Consider the following 22,822-nt stretch of genomic DNA (forward strand, 5'->3'; position numbering starts at 1 on the left):
ACAATATCGGCGACCCTTTATACTGTACTGTCTTACTATTGAAATTAACCTATTTATCATTGTCTCAATTAACTACTTATGAAAAACATTCCATCTAATTTTCGTGTCTATTTATTAACCTTTCAAATGGTTTTATTTATTAATATCGCATTATTTGCACAAGGAAAAAATACGACATTAAGTTTTAAAAATACTCCTTCCTCTACTTTAGTATTTAATTATCAATTTGAGAATACGAATGAGAATCAAACATTTAAAAGATTTGATTTACCAAAAATTAATAGTGCATTCTTCATTCAAAAAAATAATAAAACAAATTCACCTTATACATTAATCAAAGGAGATGTTCACATTCAAAAAAATGGGAAATTAACAATTAATAGCCATCATACTTTAGTGATCTATGGTGATTTATGGGTAGCAACTGAAGCGACCCTAACCAACTATGGTAACTTAGTCATCAAAGGTGATTTACATATTGGAAATGCATATAAAGGTAAAACTTCACCACAAAAAGTAAAATTTACAAACTGTAAACATGCGCACCTTTTAGTAAGAGGAAATTTAGTAGGGAAACATCCACATGGTGTCTCTTTTGATGGATATATTGCTATTCAAGGTAGTGTTGGTTTTCACTTTCATTTAGGACCAAATTCAATGAAAGAAAATAAAGCCTTTTATTATACAAAAAATTACGATTTTACTTATGCTCAAAGAATTGAAGGTAAAGAAAAAGATAAGATTATCAGTCGTTTACATAAAGCACCTTCTACATTCCATAATTTGACAAAGACATCCTCTAGTAATTTTCAACATCAATCACTGAGTCGCTTATTACCTTATTTAGAAAATGATCTTCCCGTTGAATTAATTGCCTTTGAAATTGAAAAAGAAGAACATACGAATTACCTCGTTTGGTCTACAGCACAAGAAATCAATAATAGTCATTTTATTCTAGAGAGATCATTCGATAATAAACACTTTGAAGTACTTTCAAAAGTGAAAGGACATGGTAATTCAAATGTAACTTTAGATTATGAATTTGCAGTGAAAGAGGAAAATCACAAACATGTTTATTACAGATTAACGCAAGTTGATTTTGATGGTAAGATAACTTCATGGATACGTGAAGTGAGAAATAATGTGACAGAAAATCAATTGGAAATCAATATCTTCCCAAACCCCACTTCAGAAGTTTTACACATTAAAAAAAATGATGTTAGTGATGTAATAGAATACAATTTAGTCAGTATTTCAACTGGACAAACAGTAGCATTAAATTTAATTCATCAAGTAAACAACGTATCGAAGTATGATGTTTCTTCTCTAGAAAAAGGTGCCTATGTTTTGAGAATTACAAATGGAAATAAGACGATTACGAACAAGAAAATTATCATTCAATAATTAAGATCGAATAGAATTATACATTGAATCCTTAGAATTGAAGTAATGTTTTGAAGGTCTTGAAGTGATTTTTTGATTATCTTTTATAAACCAAAAAATCAAATTGTTTAACCCCAATTAAAGACACTTAAAATGAAACCCACGCATGAACAAGCCGCTGAAGCCATTAAAGCAATTATTAAGATGATTAATGCCAGAGGCGAGGACATTGGAGATTATGTAGAGCACTTTTCGAGTTTGCGATATGATTATAAAACTTCTCTTGGAAGTGGGCATATGTCCAATGTATCTGTCAATGAAAAAGCGATGGAAGGGCTTAATCCTGACGAGGAAACATTGACTTTAATCCGTGAAAATTTTGAATATACGGAAGAAGATGAGGAGGAATAAAATATAGATATTCTTAATAGAAAGAGTTTTGGAAGGTATATACTTTTCAAAACTCTTTTTTTTGATTACTTCCAATGGAGCATAAGGCTTTTTTTAGATATATTTTAGTATCGTTAACTGTGAGAATCCTCTGAAGTTCATTATGTTTGCAATCCATTTTTAAAACATAATTTTACCTCCTTGAAATACTTAATTATTGCCTTCCTTTTTGGATTATCGACAAGTTGTTCACAACAAAATGACCTTAATCAATGGGAAAATGTGAAAAAAGAATTCATTATCAACTATGATAGTTTGAATATCCCCAATCTTCAATTAAGTTATCAACAAAATATTCAAAACAGTAAGAGTTTAGATTCTATTGCTGTGCAAAAAACCTTTTTCACTAACATTCAACACAAGCTTTCACAAATGAATGTGAATAACTTTTCAAAAAAGGAACAATTAAATTTTGATTTAATCACTTATGAGGTGGAATTAAACCTCGAAAGGTTGACTTTAGAAGAAAAATGGCAAAAAAATAAAGAGAAACTAACACAAGGAGACGGTTTATCAACATTAACGAATGGAAAAAGTTGGTATGTTTATTTTCTCAAAAAATGGGTTGATCAATCGGCTACTCCAGATGAAATGTTTGCTTTTGGTTTAGAAGAAATAGCTAGAGTAAAAGGAAATATGAAAGCTATTCAAGAAAAGTCAGGTATGGATAGTCTTACGTTCGAAAAGCACTTACAATCTTATGAGTTTTTCTACAATGACGTTGATTCTATCCAATTGGCTTTTGAAAACTTGAAAATAGAGATGAGACAAAATGCTGCTCAATATTTCCCAAAAGTAAAAGAATTGCCTGAAGTGATCATCAAAAAAGGGACAGACAAAAGAATGGCCATAGCACCTGCTTTTTACATGGGATCAATTGGTACATTCTTTTACAATTATTTTGATCAGCCTTACAACAAACGTCAAATCGCTTGGATATATCTTCATGAAGCGGTTCCTGGACATCATTATCAAAATAGTCTGGAAAAAGTAACGGATCGATCTGATATCCAAAAAGCATTTGAATACTTCGGATACATGGAAGGTTATGCTGCTTATGTGGAAGAACTAGGCATTACTTTAGGTGCTTACAAAACCATGTATGATGAATACGGAAAATGGGAATGGGATCTTATCCGATCTGTTAGAGTAAGTATGGATGTAGGTTTGAATTATTATAATTGGTCTGATGAAGAAGCATTAACTTTTTGGCAAAAATATATTCAAGGTCAAGATGCTATTGCATATCGAGAAATTGCAAGAATGAAACGTTGGCCTGCTCAAGTTATTACTTACAAATATGGTGGAGGTAAAATTCTTTCATGGAAAAAGAAAGCAGAACAAAATGAGGGATTCGATTTAATGAAATTTCATGAGGATATCCTACAATTTGGAAATGTTCCATTCTCTATTTTAGAGAAATACATTCAGCAATAGTATGATTATTTCTTTATAATTAAAAAAAAACACCTTTGGTAAGTATTATATTCATTGGTCAACTTTTCATTATATCGTATGAATGTTTTATAAGTTGCTTTATTCACCTATTACTTGCACTTCTTTATAGTGCACACAATTGGTTAATGTTTGGTAGCTTTTTACCTGCTAGAATTGAAAAGGTTAGGTAACTACTTATACCCTTTCATGGCAAGTAGTCTAGTGTTGTATTTTATTTTCCAAAAGAGAAAAAACAGTATCAGGATTACTAATTAAAAGCACATGATTCTCCCCTTTAATGACATATCTTTTATATCTTGATTTAGGAATAAATGAAGATACTCCTCCACTCCTATCTAAAGTACCATAGATAATATTTGTATTTTGATAAGGAAAAGGATTGGTATGTAATCCTCCAGATAAGATGGTGTATGTTTTAAACTGATTAGGCAGTACTTTTAAAGCGGTATTAATGGCTGAACATCCATTTGAAAGCCCTACTAAATGTGCTTTCTTTGGTTTAATTCCTAATCTCCTAAATGCATGAGGAAGAATTTTCGTATTAATTTTCTTCATTGCAGCATTTGAAAAAATCCCACTTAATCCATCTGTTTCAGCAAAAATTACGATATGATCTGAATATTGCTGGAATACTTTGGGATATAAAAGCCAATTCCCTAAAAAGCCATGACAAAATAGAGTTACCTCACATTCTTCTAGATTTTTCCCTTCAGGTACATACATAAAATAATGTGATATGTCTTTGTATAAGCCTCTATCATGCAAAAATTGTAAATAAAGATTGGAAGGCAATTTTGAAGAAGGTGCTTTATTATGGAATAAGAAGTTATCCCACAATGGTGTTTTTTTAGAGTAAATCACCATGTCTTTAAATGCTGAACCATAAGGTAAATGAAATCCTTTTTGCATGATAAACTTTATCGCATCTTCAGGAAAGTATTTTAATACAAAAACAGCCATAGATTGGCCATCTTCTTCTGAGATTATACTACCTAAATAAGGTATCCAAGGCATTGAAATCGTTTCAAAGTCTTTATCCAAGTAAATACTTTGGAATTGGTCTTCTTTCTGAAATGAGCGATTAGGGTAACATATTAGATATAGAAATAATGTCGATAATAAAACCCACCTTTTCTTTACTTTGAATTGGTTCCTAAAAAATGATTCTTTTCTAAGTAATAAAATTATACCACCTATGATTATTATTTTGGTATGTAAACTCCCCAAAACACAAATAAATAACAATAAAAAAGCGAGTAGTATTCGTCTTATTAATCTCATTTTTAAAATTACTTACAGCAAATTAATCAACTATAATTTAATGATGGTATGATAAATTGAACTCTTTCGAAATGCATTACAAAGCTTTTGAAGTACTTTTTTGAGATGATAAATGTGCCTCTGCATTATTCTTATCAAAATAAGTAATTTTCATTTCTACACCTTCAGCATCAATAAATAAAAATGCAATTCGGTTTTCAATACTAGAAGTTTTTAGGGAGTCTGTCATTTTATATAATTGATCAGCAATCACTTTGTCAGTAACTTCTTCAAATGGACTTTTTAATTTTATTTTCACTACACCATCATCCCATTTTGTAAACAGGACATCCGATTTATTTTGGAAAAATGCTTTCACCGTTTTGTTATACCACTGACTTCTACTCTGACTCAAAATGATGTCTTCATTCAGAATCTTAGGCTGACTGTTACTTTGTTTCCAGAATAAAAAAAGTGCACACATTGTTAGTAAGGCAAAGATGAATTTCTTCATGTTTTGTTGTTAATTTTAGAATGAATCAAATACGTTTGTAGGTATACATAGCTGTACTATACCTTAAAAAATCAAACAGAGTTTGGTTCATACAAATTAGTGATTTTCTAACTCATATGAACCATACTCATAACATTGTTAACTTATTATGTAAGTTTTTAATTAATTTTCATTAATGGATAAGTTCTCCAAAACTTTTTCAGTCTCTCTCTTTGTTATGGTGTTATATCTATGCAATAAAAAAAGACAAATAAATAACCCACCAATCATTCCTGACCAAGTAATATTAAAACCGATCTGATCAATAGACTGCATCCCTAAATTATGACCAATAAGGTGAGCTATTGAAAAGGAAATTGCATACAACGCCATATAATCACCTTGTTTTTTACCAGATGATCTTTTCATAGCTTCTGTATTTGAAAGGGGAAACATCAACATTTCTCCTACTGTCAAAAGCATCATTCCAATAATTAAAAGAACAATATTACCACCAAATATCAGCAATAAATAGCTAAGGATGATACATATAATGGCCAACATCATCACCTGCATATTCGACCATTTCTTTTGTTTCTCAACCCAATGCATTAGGGGCATTTCTGTTAGAAAAATAACAAATCCATTGCTCGAAAGAATCAATCCAATGGTTGCCTCATCCAATTGATGTACATCTTTATAAAATAAAGGAACCGTACTGAAATATTGAATGAAAATCAGCCCAAATAAAGTTAGTGATAAAATAAATATTAAATATGTAACATCTCTGTAAGGTGACATTTTAATATTTTCTTCATGTGTTTTCTTTTCTTTATTTACATGATGATAATTCCTTTTGGGTAAAGAAATAATAAATAGAGTCACAGCGACAAGACAACTTAACCCATCGATCCAAAATAATGATGCATAGCCTAATCCTGAGATCAAGATACCTCCTAATGCTGGACCAAAAGCAAAGCCTAAATTAATGGCCAAACGCAATAAAGTTATCGACCTTGTTTTCGTTTCAGGTTTACTGAATTTATCTAAGGCGACAAAGATGGCTGGACGAATAAGATCAGTGCAGACCGTTACTAAAAAAAAGCCTACACTTATACTCCATAAAGTGTCTAATTCTTTAAGTAAAATAAGTCCGATGCCTGACGTAAATAAACTCACAACAATCACAGGATAAAAACCGATTTTATCTGTCAGCTTACCTCCTAGCCATGAACCAACTAGAGAACCTACTCCAAAAGCAGACATCACCCATCCTACTTGAGTGAAAGTAAATCCCTTGCTATCAGATAAATAAAGTGACAAGAAGGGAATCACCATAGCACCTATTCTATTGATAAGTGATACAAATGAAAGAATCCATATTTCTCTTTGAATCCCCCGGTAAATATTTAAAAAGTTATTGAAAAAAGAGGATAGTGTGTTTAACATAGCTTATTTAAAATTGTAGTATGTGGATAATAATTATATCTATTTATTTATAAAAGACTAGGATTGGGCATAAAAAAATCCCTTTAGAATTAGCTCCTAAAGGGATTTGAATAAAGTGGTATTTAAAATTACTGATCTTTGTAATTACAGTTTTCTTCTACCATTTTTTTCGCCTCTTTATGGCCTAATTCTGCTGCCTTATTAAAGTCTTCACAAGATGACTGTTTATTATGCAATTCTTGTTGTAATAAACCTCTCTCGTAATAGATGACTGGATCTTTGTCGTATAAATTAATAGACGTTGTAAAATCTTGAATTGCACCTTTCTTATCATTATTGATCTTTTTCAAGTAAGCTCTCGCATCGTAAAACTCTGCTTTAGAAGAGTTCAATGAAATTGCTTTGTTATAATATTCCATTGCTTTTATGTAATCACCAGAATGATGATAACATTGTCCTATATTATAGCTCAAAGAAGCATTCGGTTCATCCACTCTTTTTTCTACTTTTAAGAAATATTTTAATGCATTTTCAGTATCTCCCATTTCCATATAAGAGTTCGCTAAATTATTTGTAAAGTCTAAAACTTCATCATTTAACTCAACGGCTTTGGTAAATGCATCTTTTGCTTTCTCATATTCTCCCAAACGGTATAAAGTAATACCGTAATGATTGTGGAAACCTGGCATTTCAGGATCTAATTCAGTTGCTTTTTTAAAGAAAGCCACAGAGGTTTCTAATTGATCTGCTTCTCTTAATATGTAAGCATAATTATAATAATCTTGTCCAATAGCATCTTCTTGTTCAGAGCAAAGTTTAAGATAAACCAAAGCACTATCTATTTCATTCATATGATAGTAACTCATCCCAACATAATTATAGTTAAGACGATTGATATTTTTTTTATCACCTTTCAATGCTTCTTTGAAGTCTATTACAGAAGATTTAAAATCCTTTAAATTATACTTCGCTAAACCTAAGTAGTAATAGTTAGCATAATCTACTTCTGTATGTAGTTGATTCGATTGATTATAATCTGAAATCGCTTCATAATAATTTTGTAATTCAAGATTTGCTCTTCCTCTATTAGCGAAGAATGTTGCATTATTTCTAGACTTACGAATGGCATTATCAAACTGTGCTTTTGCTTTTTCAAATTCACCATTTTTATAATGTTCGATACCTAAGTCATTAAAATAATCGGCTCCTTTTACTTGGTCAGCTACTTCTTCTTTTACATTTTCCAACATTTCTGCTGAAGGATAAAAAATTGTAGAATCAATTGTTTGGTTAAATTTAAATTCATCAAAAGTCATCTTTGTCTTACTATCCATTCCTACTTCCTCTACAGACTGAAGAATGAAAATGTCATCTTTGATATAACCTTTTGTAAATTCTAACCCATTATTAGACTCTTCTTTTACAATACGATAATGCTCTTTTGAAAAGTAATAACCTTTATAATCCATGCCTTTTTCAATGACAATTCTATAACAATCTTGACCATTGACTACACCTTCTCCAAAATTACGTACCTGAAAACCACTATCCAACATTGCATGAATATCACTTTCCCACATCGACATATCATCGTCTTTCTTATTAAGATCCTTAATATTCAATTTCTTATCGACTGTAGAATAGGTCCAACTTTCTTTCTCATTACGTCCTGAAATTACTTCAAATCCCATAATTTTTATGACCATATAGAAATTGTTTGGTAATTCAAATGTTCCTTCAAGTTCTCCTTTTAATTGAGGTCCTTGTGTCATACTTCCAGTGAAAGTAAGCGGCTTATTATAGATTGTATCTTTTAAAGAGTAATCTTTTATATTTTGAAGTACATCCGTTTGTAATTTTTCATCATTGATGATTGTAAACTTTTGCTCTCCATATTTTTCTTGGCTTGCTTTGATTGCTTTTTCAATCTTTACAAGTTCTTCTGAAGAATAATCACTCTCATGGACTATACGAAAAGAGGCATCTTTTTTACCTGTTTCATCATTTTCACTGTAGCCTGTGATTACATTATTTTCAACAGATTCAATGACATACTCTCCAAAATCCATGGCTTTACCATAGATCAAATTTGTTTCAATAAACTCTGGTTTTGATTTAGTTAAATCACCTTTAATTTTACATTTAGTATTAAAGTAATTGTACCAATATAAACTTCCTTCAAACCCTCCTTTTTTGGATTTTGTAATTTCTATAGTAATAGGAAAAGTAAAACCTGAATTATAAATAAATTCACCATGCCATAGTCCTTTCTTTACTGTGGCTTTACTCAAGTCAACTTTTTTTTGTGCAAAAGTAAAGGTAGATAATAGTGTAAAGACAGTCACCAATAGTAAGTATCGTCTGCTCATCAATGTTTTATTTAGTCTTTTGTATTAAATGTGATTCACAATATATAATAAATAAATAGAATTGGAATATATAAGTGTCAAGTAATATCCTCAAAACACCCATTTATTTTCAAAAAACTCTTTATAAACTTTGATTCGGGCTTAAAATCGAACAAAATCAAAAAACACACCCTACAAACCATAAATTTTAACACCTATTTAAATAGTGTATTTTTTACATATTTAAATATAAGATTATTACTACTTTTTAATCTTTTACACTACATATGAATTATTACTACAAGCTACTTTTGACAGTACTTTTTTACAGTATTGTCACACCTACTTTATTAGCTCAAACGTTTTCTGGTGGATCAGGAACTACAATGGATCCTTACCAAATTAATACCGTTGCCAATCTATTAGAATTGGATAATAACAAAACGTATTGGGGTTATCATTATCAATTGACAGCCGATATCGATATGTCAAGACAAATATTTCATCCTATTGGTATCAAACAAGCTGACAATGATTCTTCTGCTACTTTTACAGGTTCATTTGATGGAAATTTTCATACGATTGATAACTTAACTATAACAAAGCATCCTGATCAAGAAACTTTAGGAGTCGGGTTTATTGGCTATGGTCAAAACTGTACAGTTAAAAATCTAGGCATAACGAATATCTCTATCAATGTAAAAAGTGATAATACTTCTAGAGTCGGTGGCATCATTGGTGTAATGGAACAAAATACAACAGTTCAAGAAGGTTTTATAAATGGTGCTGTAAATGTAGATATTGTGAGTACTAAACTTTTCCTTCAAGGTTCTCCAAACTCAACGAATGCTGTCATTTATTTGGATGATATCAGTATGACAGAATATGATGTTACGCTTACTGCTGACTTAGGTGAAGATCTTATTACGACAAAAGATCAATCCATCACCTTAACTCCAACTCTAAATTCATCAAATGAATTTATCTATAATTGGAATGCGCCTGAAGTGTTAACACTCACCTCTACTAATCAAAAAACGATGAACATTACTTGTAGTGAAACACTAACTGAAGCAAAGACTTATACTGTTCAATTTACTGCAACAAGAGGAGATCAATATGCTTCCGATGAAATTAATATTACAGTTTATCCCAATGGAAATATCTACACATTTACAGGGGCAATAGATAATAATTGGGAAAATAAAGATAACTGGGACATTGATGGTTTGGGAATACCGACAAATTATCCTGGTGAGATTTCAGGTCATGAATCTTCTGCAATAATTGTAATTCCTGAAGGAAAATCAATTATTATTTCGAATTATAATACAATTTTAGCTTATTCTACTTATGTATCTTCTAATGCTTCAATTACTATTGATGGTAATGGAAATGATGTAAAAATAATGGGGGATTTCATTTTAAATGAAGGAAATCTAATTTATACAGAAGAAAAATTAATCATCAAAGGAAATGTATCTATTGGAGAAAATGCTATTTTCAGTAATAATTTCACTTTAGAATTCAACGGAAATACAACTCAACGTGTCAATATTAATAGAGCTATTCATTCTATTGCTTTCACTGGAACAGGTAATGTAGAATTGGAAGCTAATTTAGCTATCGAAGGAAATTGGCCTAATTTTAGCAATAACACTCTATAAACCAGTATATTTAAAGTTTATTTCATTGGTTCATCAAACCAAACTATAGAGGGTAATGTAACAGAATCCTTTTACCAATTAGAAATTAATAACCTTAATGGTGTTACATCAACTTCAGAAATTAGGATTGAAAATAACCTTTTATTGTCGAATGGTTTACTTACAGTTCCTCATTTAATACTAGAGGAAAATGTAGGTCAAATAAATTCTTCATCTAGTTCTTATGTTATTGGTAAAGTAACAAAAAAACAATTAGCACCGGCTGACGGGTTTTACATTTTCCCAATAGGCAGTACTTCTGAATATGCAAGAGCGGCAATTAAGGTAAGTCAAAACAGTGACATTGCTGATTATTATGTTGAATACTTAGGCAATTCACATGCAAGTTCAATTACTGACGACAATAGTGCTGAATTGTATGTTTCTAAAGTAAGTGGTTGGGATTTTCATACTGATGCTGTACTATCCAATGGTGTACAAATTCGAATGTACTTAGAAGATCCTTCTACCAACTTCACTTTATCTAGTGGAGATGAAAATTACTTAAGAGTTGGGCATTATGAATGCTAATTTTTGGCATAGTATCTCATCTTCTTGGAATCAAGAAAATGCTTCATCGGTTTATTATCTGGAAACAAGTGAAACAGATTTAATTAATTCTTTTTCAACGTTTGCACCAGCTTCTATAGAAAAAAGTATTATGGTTGACAGTAATAATGACCTACCTGTTGAGTTGATTTCATTCCGTGCTGAAGTAGATTATGAAAACCAAAATGTTCTTTTACAGTGGGAAACAGCCCAAGAAGTAAATGCTTCACATTTCATTTTAGAAAAATCAATGAATGGTAAAGACTTTAATGAAATAATTAGAAAAAAAGCTTCAGGAAATAGCTCTACACTAAAACAATATGAATATACAGATACTTATCAAAATACAACAAACTACTACAGATTAGTACAAGTTGATTTTGATGGATCATTCACAATATATGACCCCATAAAAGTAACTACTAAGATGAATTCAAAATTAAAAATAGTGCTGTCTGCCTATCCTACCCCTATCCAAGATGATGAAGTTTTTGTCAGAGTTAATGGATTAGATATTGGAGAATCATTCACAGCAGAAGTTATCACAATAAACGGTAAAGTTATTTTAGAGCTGGAAAATAATAATGATACCGAAAGAATTATTGAACATAAAATTAATACCACTCAATGGGAAGATGGATTATATATCTACAAAATAACCACTTCTTCCGGTGAATCTCATTTCATTAAACTAATCAAATAAACAAATTTTAGTTTTCTATACATCCCTTCATTTCGGTGAAGGGATTTTTTTTCACTTCAAATAATACAGAAATTCCATCAAACAATAATACATTAATACTCTGTATTTTAATAACTTAGCATTTACCTATTTTCAAATGAAGACATAACCAATTACACTATAATTTATGAATAGTAAAGCTCTAAAAATTTCAATTTCTCTCTTGTTAATTGGAATAGTATCGATAAGTGCTTTTGCTCAAAAAATTAAACCTAAAGAATATGAAGAAGCACTTTCGAAAGCTTATGAAAAATTCAAAGGTGTTAAAGAAGGAAAGAATGCTGATTATATTAAAGAATTAGCAACAGTACCCACAGATATTTTTGGAATTGTAATCGTGACAACGGATGGAAAAAGCTATTCAATCGGAGATATTGAATCTCAAGTTTCTATTCAAAGTGTTTCTAAAGCATTTGTAATGGCTAAGGTCATCGATAATATTGGCCCTGATAGCGTTGCTGATAAAGTGGGTGTAGAACCAACAGGTGAGATTTTTAATTCGATTACCGCTATTGAACGTTCAAAAGGAAAGAAAATTAATCCTTTGGTAAACCCAGGTGCAATTGCAACAACTAGTTTAATGACTGGAAAAGATTCCGTTGAAAAATGGATCAATATTAAAGGAACTTTAAGTGCTTTTGCTGGGCGAACTTTGACGATGAATTGGCCTGTTTATGTAAGTGAAGCAAATGACAATAAGAGAAATCAAGCCATTGCTATGTTATTACATTCTTACAACCGTATGTATTTTGATCCAATAGAAACTACGGATGTCTACACAAAACAATGTGCTTTAAATGTAAATGCAAAAGACCTTGCAGTAATGGGATCTACCTTAGCCAATGGAGGAACTAATCCGATGACAGGTGAAGAAGTAATTGCTCCTATTTCAGCTCAACATGCCTTGTCAGTCATGGCGACTTCAGGTTTATATGACGATGCTGGTAAATGGTTATTTAATACTGGTGCCCCTGCCAAATCTGGTGTGGGTGGTGGAATCGTTGCAGTGATTCCTGGAAAGTTCGGAATTGCAGCCATTTCTCCTCCTCTTGATGCTGCAGGTAATAGTGTAAAAGCTAGATTAGCTATTAAATATATCATTGAGCAATTGGGTGTCAATCCCTATTTGGTTGAACCAAAGAAATAAAAATAAACCCCTTCAATTTCAAAAGTTGGAGGGGTTTTTACTTTATATATTTTCTAAGAAATCTCTCAAATCAACATCTTCACCCGTTAATCCAAGTTTTTTTCGTAGTCTAAACCGAGCTTGCTCAATTGTTTTTACACTTTGCTTAGTAATGGATGAAATATCTTTTGACGTCATGTTTAATTTTAAGAAGGCACATAGCTTTCTCTCATTCGGTGTAAGATTAGGAAATTTTTCATTCAATGTTTTATAAAACTCCGTATGTACCTGATTAAATCTTAGTTCAAACTCTTTCCATAACTCTGAATTATCTGCATTTTGTAAATCATACAAAACAGATTTAATTGTTTTTCGTTCTTTTTCACCCACTGAACTATAGATAGAAAGGAGTTGTTCTGTTACTTCATTGATTAATTCATTTTTTTGAATCAAGTTCATTCCTGAAGTGGTCAATTCTTTATTTTTAAGTTCAATATCCTTTTGTAACAAAACCTCATTCTGCTGTAACTTCTGATTTTCTATTACCTTAATTTTTACTCTTTGACGAGAAAGGCGATATAATAAAAAGAAGATGATTAAAGCCGCAAAAAAGATAATCGCTACAACCCAAGCAATAAATAAATTCTTCTTATGCTGTTTTTCTTGAAGTAAAAATGATTTCTCTTTTTCAAACTTATCTTCAATTGAGGATACATAATCATTGTATTCTTTTGTAGTCATCTCCTTTTCTATAGCATGGGTAGTTTTTAGATATGTATAGGCTTTTTCATAATCCCCTTTGTAAGTATAATATCTTGATGCTGTTTCATTGGCATGTTTAGACATTGCGTCTGAATGAAGATCTTTAGCAATCGTTATAGCCTTATTGATATATTCATCTCCTTTAGAAAAATTCTTTTTCTGTCCATATAAAATAGCTACATCAACATACGTTCTGATACTACTTTCAATATCTTTTATTTCTAATTTCAATTGAAGTGCTTTTTCATAATTCTCAATAGCAAGATTGATTTTACCTAAAACTTCATAGGTATAAGCCAAATTATGATACGCTTTTGCTTCTATGTATTTGTTATTAATACTATGAGCAAATGAAATTAACTCCTTATTTCTATTAATTGATTCTTCATACTTTTTTTGTTCAAAAGCAATGACACCTAAGTTTGAAAGTACTGCAGGTTTGATTTTCAGAACCTTCACTTCCGGTAGAATTTCAGTGATTTTCAAGGCTCTATTCAAGTACTCTGAAGCTTTATTTAGCTGCCCCGTTTTGATATACACAATTCCTAAATTCCCAAGACAAGAACAAATCATTTCATCATTGTGATGTGCCTCAAAAATTTGCAAAGCTAGCAAATGATTATTTAAGGATTCCATGATGTTATCATTGATGATATCATATTTAGCTTTTTCAAATAAATACTTTCCATACTCTTCTGATTTTTTATCCTTGATCAAAAACTCGATTTGATCTAAATAACCAAAAGTTACGTCAATATCTTTAGTAGAAAACTCATTGACCAAAGAATATAATTCCTCGATCTTTTCTTGATCACTTTGACCCGAAGCCATAGAAAATTGTGAAGCTGTGAGCAGTATTAAAATTAGGTGTAGCAATTTCATTTTTATTGGAATTAATAACCAAATAGATGGTTATAGACATCAAGAGTTTATTTTAGTTTGTATTCAAACATCTACAAATATATTTGATTAACCTTAAACATTTAAAAAGTAACATCGTTCCATAAAATACATTAAACTTCGTTGATACTTATTAATACTATTCACATTCTATAGAGTGATTTTTCGTCAATACTTCATTTTAATTATACTTTAAACTTAGCTTTTTTTATTTGATTCCTTATAAAATCATTTAAAAAAATAAAAGCTCAAAATACTGACTATCAATTTATTAAAAAACCTATAGTGGTTGAGTAGAGGTTGATTCTTGATGATGTAGGAGTTGAATAGAGGTTGATTATTCTTATTCATTCTCATCAACTTATACAATTGTAAATAATTGAAAAGGATAATTTTTTCATCAAATGTCCAACAGTAAAAAAGACAAAGATATTGGTCAAGAGGATATCGAGAATAAAAAGATTATCCAAATGATCAGAGAAAGAGATAAGGAGATCGACGCTCTTAAAAAGCTCTATTCTGCTTTTAATAAAAAGTAGAGGACCATTCAAATTATTTATAACTTCTAATTAACATGACTAAAACACTACGAGGTGTTATGCTGGGAGCAATGTTAGGGGTATCATCATTGATGACCACTAGCCACTCAGCGATGGCACAGACTCCAACCACCTTTAGTCAAGGTGTAGGACAAGGTGTTCTTCGTATTAAGTTTACGGATGAAGGCCTACAACAAATTTCCAATGCTAGAACAAATTCTACTGGCACTCTATCTATCGGACTTTCAAAGTTTGACGCTGTTTCCTCACAATTTCATGCACATAACCTAAGGAGAGTATTCCCTTTTGATGCTAAAAATGAAGAAAAATTGCGTAAACATGGACTTCATTTATGGTATGAAATCGATGTAGACAATGGAAAGGCTGTTGCAGCTGTTCAAGCGTATGCTTCATTAGAAAATGTGAGCATTGCTGAACCAATTTTAGAAAAAACTTTAATTGATCCTGTAGGACAACCAAAAGTAGCTTCACCTGCAACATCGACTTATGGAATTAATGAACTTCCTACAGATGACCCTTATTTATCAAAACAATGGCATTATGAAAATGATGGTAGTGGTGATAATTGGGTAGAAAATGCAGATGTTAATTTATTTGATGCATGGGCTGTTACTACAGGTAAAAAGGAAGTGATCATCGCTATTCATGATGAAGGTGTAGACGTTGGTCACGAAGATTTAAAAGACAATGTATGGGTAAACGAAATCGAACTCAACGGTGAAGAAGGTGTTGATGACGATGGAAACGGATATGTTGATGATATTCATGGTTATGACTTCTCTTATGGACAAGGAGAAATCGTTCCTCAACCTCACGGTACACACGTAGCCGGTACTGTTGCTGCCACAAACAACAATGGAATCGGTGTAGCTGGCGTTGCTGGTGGTGATGGCTCTGGAAATGGAGTCCGCCTTATGGCTTTACCTATTTTAAGTGGTCCCAAAAACAACACAGCTGCTTCTTATGTCTATGCCGCAAACAACGGTGCAGTAATTTCTCAAAACTCATGGGGATATACTGCTGCTGGAGTTTATGAACAATCGGTTATGGACGCTATTGACTACTTTATTGAAGAAGCGGGTAACTATGAAGGTAGCCCAATGAAGGGAGGTATTGTCATCTTTGCAGCTGGTAATGACAATAACGATGATAAATACTACCCGGGCTACTACGATAGAATCATGACCGTAGCTTCTACTGGTCCTGCTAATCGTAGAGCATATTATTCAAACTATGGTGAATGGGTAGATATTACTGCTCCAGGTGGTGATGTGTCATTAAGTAACATTGATGGTGTATTGAGTACTTTACCTGGTGACCAATATGGCTATTTACAAGGTACCTCAATGGCTTGTCCTCACGTATCAGGTATTGCCGGTCTTGTGTTATCACAATTCGGAAATGCAGAATATACTTCTGAAGCACTTTGGGCTCAATTGACCAATTCAACAAGTGAAATCTATGATGCTAATCCTAATTTCCAAGGAATGATGGGTATTGGTATCATTGATGCCGGTCTTGCGATGCAAGTTAATGAAGGTGTAGCTCCAAATGCTGTTGCTGATCTATTGGTTGTCAATAGCTCACATGATTTCATTACACTTTCTTGGTCAGTACCTACGGATGAAGATGATTCAAGAGCAAGTGCATTTGATATATATTATTCTACAGAAGAAATCACTGCTGAAAACTATATGGAGGCAGCTTCAATGTATGTAAAATCAAATCTTGAAGCAGGTGAAACTGTAACTTATGAATTGCATGGTTTATCACAAACTACGGAATATCATATTGCAGTAGTTGCCAGAGATAGATGGACAAATGCTTCTGCATTATCAAACATCATCATCACAGCGACGAATAATGGTCCTGAAGTTTCATTAAGTACATCAGAGATAATCTCTGATATTGATACTGAAATGGGGACTTCAAATGAAGAAACTTTTACTATCGAAAATATTGGTGAAGGATTATTAAGATGGATGGCTTCAGTAGGTCAAAGTTGGTTCAACATTGATACAAATAATGCACTTTCACAAGCTAATCCTGGAACACATTCATCTACTATTCCTACTATGGGAAGAAAAATGGTTCCGAATAATAAAGTACTTTCTTCTGAAGAAGATTTAGCACCATTCGAATCAAGTTCTCTTTCTTATTTTGATGCTACTTGGGCACAATATGTAATTGGAGAAACGGATGAGACTTTACCAAATTCAGTAATTCAAGCATTTTATGTTGATCAAGATAAGGATTTCAATATTACAGATTTAGGTATTTATATCAATGGTATCACAGTGGGTGAACCAATTATTGAAATCAGAGTAGGTAATATCTTTACGCAAGCGGAGGTAATTTATAATGGTGTGATTCCAAATGCATCTTATGAAGGATATAAGCAATTGCATCCTGAAGAAAATATATTAGTTCCTGCTGGTTCTATTGTATGGTTAAATGCTCGTTTTGAAGCAGGAAATATCTTCCCTATTGGTGTCAATAGAGCTTGGAGTTTAACACCTGAGCAGATTGAAATTAACGAGAGTAATCAATGGTTTAGTTTTGATAATAACCAAACATTCACTTCTCTTGCAACTGCAATGGCTACTGAAGGACAAGGTTGGGCTTTCGTAACAGCTATTGCTTCTTTAAATGAACATGTTGGAGAGTATATAACACTTTCTCCTTACAGTGGTGATATCGATGTTGCAAGTTCTCAAGAAGTTAATGTAACATTAGATGCATCAAAATTAAGTAATGGTAGCTATGGTTCTAATATTGTTTTAGAAACAAATGACCAAACTCAAGAAGAAGTTCGTTTGCCTGTTACCTTCAATGTCTCTAACCAAAAGCCAAGTATCAAATCGGTAGAAATTGCCAACTTTGGTAGTGTTTTCGTTAATGCTGAAAAGGATATGGTCATTGAATTAGCCAATTATGGTTATGGTAATTTTGTTGTTGCAAGTGCTTCTGTCAATGATGATACTAATTTTTCAATCAAAGAATCACCTTCAGTTTTACCAACTAGAGCGAAATCAGATATTATTGTAACCTATCATCCAAAAACTCCTGGCAATACAAATACTGTATTGACATTAGTAGATGTAGAAGGTATGGAACATCATATCAATCTCTTTGGTGTAGCTGCTACTCCTTCGAAAATTGATGTATCTCCTGAAGAACAATTACATACTTTAGCTTATAACGAAACTACTCAAGGTAGTGTAACCATCAATAATACTGGAGATTATCCTCTACAATACTCTATCCCTAGATTCTCTGATCAAGTGGAAGAAGGTGTACATCGATTTGGTTATTCATGGGATAAAACAAATGAAACTGATGCTACTTTCTGGGAAGAAATTGAAGGAGAAGAAGGAACTATTGACATTGGTGAAGCATTTAAAATCAATGGTGATAATAAGTATTATGAATTGGATCTTGGTTTTGATTTTCCTTATTATGGTGAATATGCTGAGAACTTATATGCAACAACTTTTGGTATGATTACTTTAGACCAAAATGACCCATTGAATGGATCTACTCCTGGTCTTGGTAAATACTGGATGGCAAATGGATTTATTTCAGCATTATACTATGAATTAGATATTGCAAAAAATGGTGATATTTATTTTGCGAAGAGAGACACTTATGCTATTCTTGAATACAAAAATTGTTATGTAAAAGGAATAGATGGTGGTAATGTCACGTTCCAAATTGTTCTTTTTGATAATGGTAATATCGAATTCCGTTACTTAGATCTAAATGGCTTATTAGTTGAAGATCCTTGGAGTCCTAGTGGGTATTATAGTTATGCAGAAAGTGTATTCTTAGCTCTTGAAAATCCAGATAAACAAGATGGTATCACATTATTAGATCCTTGGTATGTACAGGGAAGAACAATTTTCTTTGATCAATTTGAAAATGTTCGTGTGAAATTTAATAATCCTGGTCTTGATTTAATCAGTAACTTAAGTTCTACAAATGGATTAGTTCCTGTGGGTGAATCTATAGATATTACTTTTGATGTCATTACAGACTATGCTATTGAAGGACAAAATGTTCAAAATATTTCTATCAGCAGTAATGATCCACAAACACCTTTATCTCACTTTACTGTAAAATTAGATATAACTTCTGGTGCTGAAGAAGTACTTGAGTTAACTAGAAACGAGTTTGATTTCGGTACTGTATTTATTGGTGGAGCACAATCAATTACATTAGGAATTGAAAATAAAGGTGCTAAAACAGCCAATATTGTAAGTGCTGTCTTAGAAAATGATCACTATACACTAGATAAAACTTCATTTGAAATCACACCTAGACACACTACAGACTTAAAGATTACTTTAGAAGGAAGTACATTAGGTGATAAAACAGACGTATTGACGTTAACGAATGCAGAAGGTGAAGAGTTTATTGTTAATCTTTCGGGTACAGTTGCAGAAGCTCCTGCCATTGCGTTAGATACTACTCCTCTATCATTTGCTTTAAATTCTGGTGAGTCATTAACAACATCAATTGAAATTTCAAATGTTGATGGTCCTGTAGATTTAGAAGTTTCTCCTGTTGTAAATGGTTGGATGTATAGAGCAGAAGAAGCGGCTCCTGCAAATGAAATTCCAGATTTTGTTTATTCATGGAGAGATAATAAGAAAGTATTAAGTGGTGAAGGAGATGCTTCAGCACCAACTTTTGCTTGGATTGATGCAACAAGAGAAGGTGAAAAAATTGAAATGGAAGAAGGTAAATTTACTAAAGCGTATGAACTTCCTTTTACTTTCAATTATTTCGGAAATGATTACAATACAATCTATGTAGCAGATAATGGCTATATGTCATTTGATGATTTAAAATTTGGTTCATTTAGTGAAAGAATGGGTATCGATGATGACATAAACAACATTATCGCTCCATTATGGATGCTAGGTGGATGGGATTACTATGATGAAGATCCTACAAAAGGTCCTTGGTACTATGCTGATGAAGAAAAAGTAGTAATTTCTTACAACAGATACTTACACTTCCAAGCTATCTTCGGTGGCAAAGTTTCTGCTCAAGTTGTTCTTTACAAAAATGGAAAAATTAAATTCCAATATACTACAGAGAATCAGTCAGGAGTAGATTCTTGGGCAGATAGAATGGTTATTGGTATTGAAAACCATGATGCGTCAAACTTTGTAGAAGTTGCTGGTTATACAAGTTTTGTTGAAGATAGAGCAGTGGTTGAATTTGTTCCCTCTCAAAAAATTACAATTCCTGCAGGTGAATCAAAAACAATCGACTTTGTTGTAGATGCTACTGAAATGCCAGGTGGAGAATATATGTCTGATTTAATCTTTAGAAATGTAACACCAAACAAAGAGGCTATTTCAATTCCTGTGACTTTAAATGTAACGGGTGTTCCGGAGGCCACTTTCAACAAAGATTCATTAGACTATGGTCGTCGCATGGCAGATGGTCAAGCCATCGTAAAAGATTTCTACTTGACAAACAAAGGAACAGATGACTTTGATATTGCTGAGTTAGTGATGAATAATGCAGGTAACGTAGATGTTACTTTCAAATATGAAGAAGCTGGATTCTGGGGACCAATGATTTATTGGGTACCGATTTCAGATTTCCAATTGTATGTTGATTATGGAGTTGTATCGACAACAATTCAACCTGGTCAAGTATTTGAAATGAAAGCGACTGTAACACCTAATGAGAATTCATTATCATTCATTGATTCACTTCATATGGTCTCAGCTATTGGTGATACTGCAAGTATTGCATTTGGATTAGACGCTTTCTTGCCTCCTGTACTAAATGTTGTTTCAGAAGATATCATGGTATATGCTGATGATGCCTCTCATGAATCAAACTATACATTTACTGTAGACAATAAAGCAGGTAATTCTGTATTGGATTACAATGTTGTGATTGATTACAAGAGAGATGCTGATCATATCATGACTTCTCCAATGAGCACTGAAAAGAATACACTAGAAAATGTTATTGAAAATGCTCCAAATCAATCTGTAACTGAAGAAGGTGAAGAAGAAATGTATCATGCAATCTTAAAACATGATGATGAAACTTCAGCAAATAACTTCTTAGGATTTGGTGGTAATGTATTCCATGCAGCCACTAAGTTTATTGCTCCAGTAGATGGATTTGAATTATCTCATGTTCAAACTTGGTACAGACCTTATGGTTTAGAAAATGGTAAAATTACTGTTACGGTGATGGTCGGTAATGAAATCAACACTTCTAATATTATTTATCAAGAAGAAATGAGACCAGAATCAAATGGTTTTGATAACATTGGTGATTTATTTACACTACCATTAGAGGAAACACAAAGTATCTATCCAAACGAAGCTTTCTATGTCGTATTCTCATATGATCTAGGTCTTACACACCCTCAAGGTTATGTAAATAGTGAAGAGTCTATGAAAAATATTTTCTTCTACTTAACAGAAGATGGATGGATGGACATAACTTCAGCTGGTTATAACTTTAGAACTGTACAGTGGATGACAAGAGCATTAGCAAAAGAGGAAGCTGGTGAATACTGGTTAACACTTGATGCTTTAAATGGTTCATTAGAAGAAGGTGCTGAGCAAACAATTACAGCTACTGTAAAATCTTCAGTTGAAACATTACCAGAAGTAAGTGCTACAGTAAATGTTATCTCAAATGATCCTTTCGCTGCTCCTGCTTCATTTGAAGTTGCATTATTCAATAACCAAGCACCTACATTTATGGAAATCCCTACAATGTTAACGTACAATGAGGGCACTAAAAATGTATTGGAATTGAAAGCTTCAGATAAAGAAGATGACATGATTTCATTCGAAGTAGAAGGATTAGAAGCTATCAATGCAGAAATTACTTCTAGCAATAATGGAATGTTGAACATCAGTATCAACCCTGACTATGATATGGCAGGTGAGCATACTTTAAACATTAAAGTAATGGATGAGCATGGTGTTGAAGCAATACATGAAATAAAAGTAATGATCAATAATGTCAATAGAGCTCCAATTGCTGCTGAAGTAGAAACTATTCAAATGACAATTGGTGATGAGGCATTCTATCAAATCATTGATGAAGTATTCGAAGATGAAGACTTAGATATGATGGAATACTCAATTGCAGCTACAAACTCAAGCGTAGTATTAGTAGGTATGGCAGACGATAGCTTTGTATTTGCTCCATTAAAAGCAGGTACTACAGAAGTAGCCTTAATGGCAACGGATAGTCATGGCGCTTCTACATTGAAAATTGTAAATGTTGAAGTAATTGATGAAGAAGTAACGAGTGTTTTTGATGATGCAATTAATACTTCTTCATTGAAAAACTTCCCAAATCCAGTAGTGAATGGAACAACATTCTCTTTTACTTCGGAAGTTTCAGCAACGGCAACTATCAATGTATTCAATATCAATGGTGTTTTAGTAGACAGAATTGTTATTGAAAGAACTACAATCGGTGAAAATAAAATTCAAAAAGATTTCAGTCATTTACAAAATGGCTTATACATTTATACGCTTACCGTTGGTAATAAAATGGTAGGATTTAATAAAATGAAAATCGATTAGTTTTAGTTAAGTAGAACTTTACCTACTACCCTCAGCTTTGGTCTTTGACT

The 22,822-nt window shown here is 32.2% G+C and carries 14 protein-coding genes; 9 read left to right on the plus strand and 5 right to left on the minus strand.

Features of this window, described 5'->3' with window-relative positions; translation table 11 throughout:
- The first annotated feature begins 78 nt into the window (after positions 1–78).
- From ACXAHM_RS02510 to ACXAHM_RS02520, 3 genes are all read left to right on the plus strand, one after another.
- On the plus strand, positions 79–1,404 hold the full coding sequence (locus ACXAHM_RS02510; protein ID WP_474958819.1) for a T9SS type A sorting domain-containing protein: 1,326 nt from the start codon (positions 79–81) through the stop codon (positions 1,402–1,404).
- Between the two features lie 132 nt (positions 1,405–1,536).
- A complete protein-coding gene (locus ACXAHM_RS02515) occupies positions 1,537–1,794 on the plus strand; it encodes a hypothetical protein (RefSeq protein WP_474958820.1) in 258 nt (85 codons plus the stop codon).
- Between the two features lie 180 nt (positions 1,795–1,974).
- Positions 1,975–3,270, plus strand: coding sequence for a DUF885 domain-containing protein (locus tag ACXAHM_RS02520; RefSeq protein WP_474958821.1), 1,296 nt, complete (start codon positions 1,975–1,977; stop codon positions 3,268–3,270).
- 219 nt (positions 3,271–3,489) lie between these two features.
- On the opposite strand, the gene ACXAHM_RS02525 is transcribed toward ACXAHM_RS02520, so the two are convergent.
- From ACXAHM_RS02525 to ACXAHM_RS02540, 4 genes are all read right to left on the minus strand, one after another.
- On the minus strand, positions 3,490–4,332 hold the full coding sequence (locus ACXAHM_RS02525; protein WP_474958822.1) for a hypothetical protein: 843 nt from the start codon (positions 4,330–4,332) through the stop codon (positions 3,490–3,492).
- A gap of 316 nt (positions 4,333–4,648) precedes the next feature.
- Complete coding sequence (locus ACXAHM_RS02530; protein WP_474958823.1) at positions 4,649–5,065, minus strand: hypothetical protein; 417 nt, start codon at positions 5,063–5,065, stop codon at positions 4,649–4,651.
- 162 nt (positions 5,066–5,227) lie between these two features.
- Complete coding sequence (locus tag ACXAHM_RS02535; protein WP_474958824.1) at positions 5,228–6,493, minus strand: MDR family MFS transporter; 1,266 nt, start codon at positions 6,491–6,493, stop codon at positions 5,228–5,230.
- 128 nt (positions 6,494–6,621) lie between these two features.
- Positions 6,622–8,862 carry a tetratricopeptide repeat protein gene (locus tag ACXAHM_RS02540; protein ID WP_474958825.1) on the minus strand — a complete coding sequence of 747 codons (2,241 nt, stop codon included), beginning with the start codon at positions 8,860–8,862 and terminating at the stop codon, positions 6,622–6,624.
- A gap of 266 nt (positions 8,863–9,128) precedes the next feature.
- Here ACXAHM_RS02540 and ACXAHM_RS02545 point away from each other — a divergent pair, with 266 nt between their 5' ends.
- The 4 genes from ACXAHM_RS02545 to glsA all read left to right on the plus strand — a co-directional run bounded on the left by ACXAHM_RS02545 (position 9,129) and on the right by glsA (position 12,985).
- On the plus strand, positions 9,129–10,508 hold the full coding sequence (locus ACXAHM_RS02545; protein ID WP_474958826.1) for a hypothetical protein: 1,380 nt from the start codon (positions 9,129–9,131) through the stop codon (positions 10,506–10,508).
- A 144-nt stretch (positions 10,509–10,652) separates the two neighbouring features.
- Entirely contained in the window at positions 10,653–11,078 is a 426-nt protein-coding gene (locus ACXAHM_RS02550; protein ID WP_474958827.1) for a hypothetical protein, read from the plus strand.
- On the plus strand, positions 11,068–11,799 hold the full coding sequence (locus tag ACXAHM_RS02555; RefSeq protein WP_474958828.1) for a T9SS type A sorting domain-containing protein: 732 nt from the start codon (positions 11,068–11,070) through the stop codon (positions 11,797–11,799). Before ACXAHM_RS02550 ends, ACXAHM_RS02555 begins: the two co-directional genes overlap by 11 nt.
- Before the next feature lie 166 nt (positions 11,800–11,965).
- On the plus strand, positions 11,966–12,985 hold the full coding sequence (glsA, locus tag ACXAHM_RS02560) for a glutaminase A (RefSeq protein ID WP_474958829.1): 1,020 nt from the start codon (positions 11,966–11,968) through the stop codon (positions 12,983–12,985).
- 42 nt (positions 12,986–13,027) lie between these two features.
- Here the strand turns inward: glsA and ACXAHM_RS02565 are convergent, their stop codons facing one another.
- On the minus strand, positions 13,028–14,608 hold the full coding sequence (locus ACXAHM_RS02565) for a tetratricopeptide repeat protein (RefSeq protein ID WP_474958830.1): 1,581 nt from the start codon (positions 14,606–14,608) through the stop codon (positions 13,028–13,030).
- Positions 14,609–15,030: 422 nt separating this feature from the next.
- Between ACXAHM_RS02565 and ACXAHM_RS02570 the strand changes: the two genes are divergently transcribed.
- Positions 15,031–15,165 (plus strand): hypothetical protein, encoded by a 135-nt coding sequence (locus ACXAHM_RS02570; protein WP_474958831.1) that lies wholly within the window; start codon positions 15,031–15,033, stop codon positions 15,163–15,165.
- A 35-nt stretch (positions 15,166–15,200) separates the two neighbouring features.
- Positions 15,201–22,772: a S8 family serine peptidase gene (locus tag ACXAHM_RS02575; protein ID WP_474958832.1), complete on the plus strand. Its 7,572-nt coding sequence runs from the start codon at positions 15,201–15,203 to the stop codon at positions 22,770–22,772.
- Positions 22,773–22,822 lie beyond the last annotated feature (50 nt).

The organism is Flammeovirga sp. AWQ4_249 (assembly GCF_056161045.1).

Bases quoted from the DNA above. Each gene is read 5' to 3' on its own strand.
- ACXAHM_RS02530 (WP_474958823.1), bottom strand. From the start codon at position 5,065: ATGAAGAAATTCATCTTTGCCTTACTAACAATGTGTGCACTTTTTTTA.
- ACXAHM_RS02565 (WP_474958830.1), bottom strand. From the start codon at position 14,608: ATGAAATTGCTACACCTAATTTTAATACTGCTCACAGCTTCACAATTT.
- ACXAHM_RS02575 (WP_474958832.1), top strand. From the start codon at position 15,201: ATGACTAAAACACTACGAGGTGTTATGCTGGGAGCAATGTTAGGGGTA.
- ACXAHM_RS02570 (WP_474958831.1), top strand. From the start codon at position 15,031: ATGTCCAACAGTAAAAAAGACAAAGATATTGGTCAAGAGGATATCGAG.
- glsA (WP_474958829.1), top strand. From the start codon at position 11,966: ATGAATAGTAAAGCTCTAAAAATTTCAATTTCTCTCTTGTTAATTGGA.
- ACXAHM_RS02510 (WP_474958819.1), top strand. From the start codon at position 79: ATGAAAAACATTCCATCTAATTTTCGTGTCTATTTATTAACCTTTCAA.
- ACXAHM_RS02535 (WP_474958824.1), bottom strand. From the start codon at position 6,493: ATGTTAAACACACTATCCTCTTTTTTCAATAACTTTTTAAATATTTAC.
- ACXAHM_RS02540 (WP_474958825.1), bottom strand. From the start codon at position 8,862: ATGAGCAGACGATACTTACTATTGGTGACTGTCTTTACACTATTATCT.
- ACXAHM_RS02555 (WP_474958828.1), top strand. From the start codon at position 11,068: ATGAATGCTAATTTTTGGCATAGTATCTCATCTTCTTGGAATCAAGAA.
- ACXAHM_RS02545 (WP_474958826.1), top strand. From the start codon at position 9,129: ATGAATTATTACTACAAGCTACTTTTGACAGTACTTTTTTACAGTATT.
- ACXAHM_RS02515 (WP_474958820.1), top strand. From the start codon at position 1,537: ATGAAACCCACGCATGAACAAGCCGCTGAAGCCATTAAAGCAATTATT.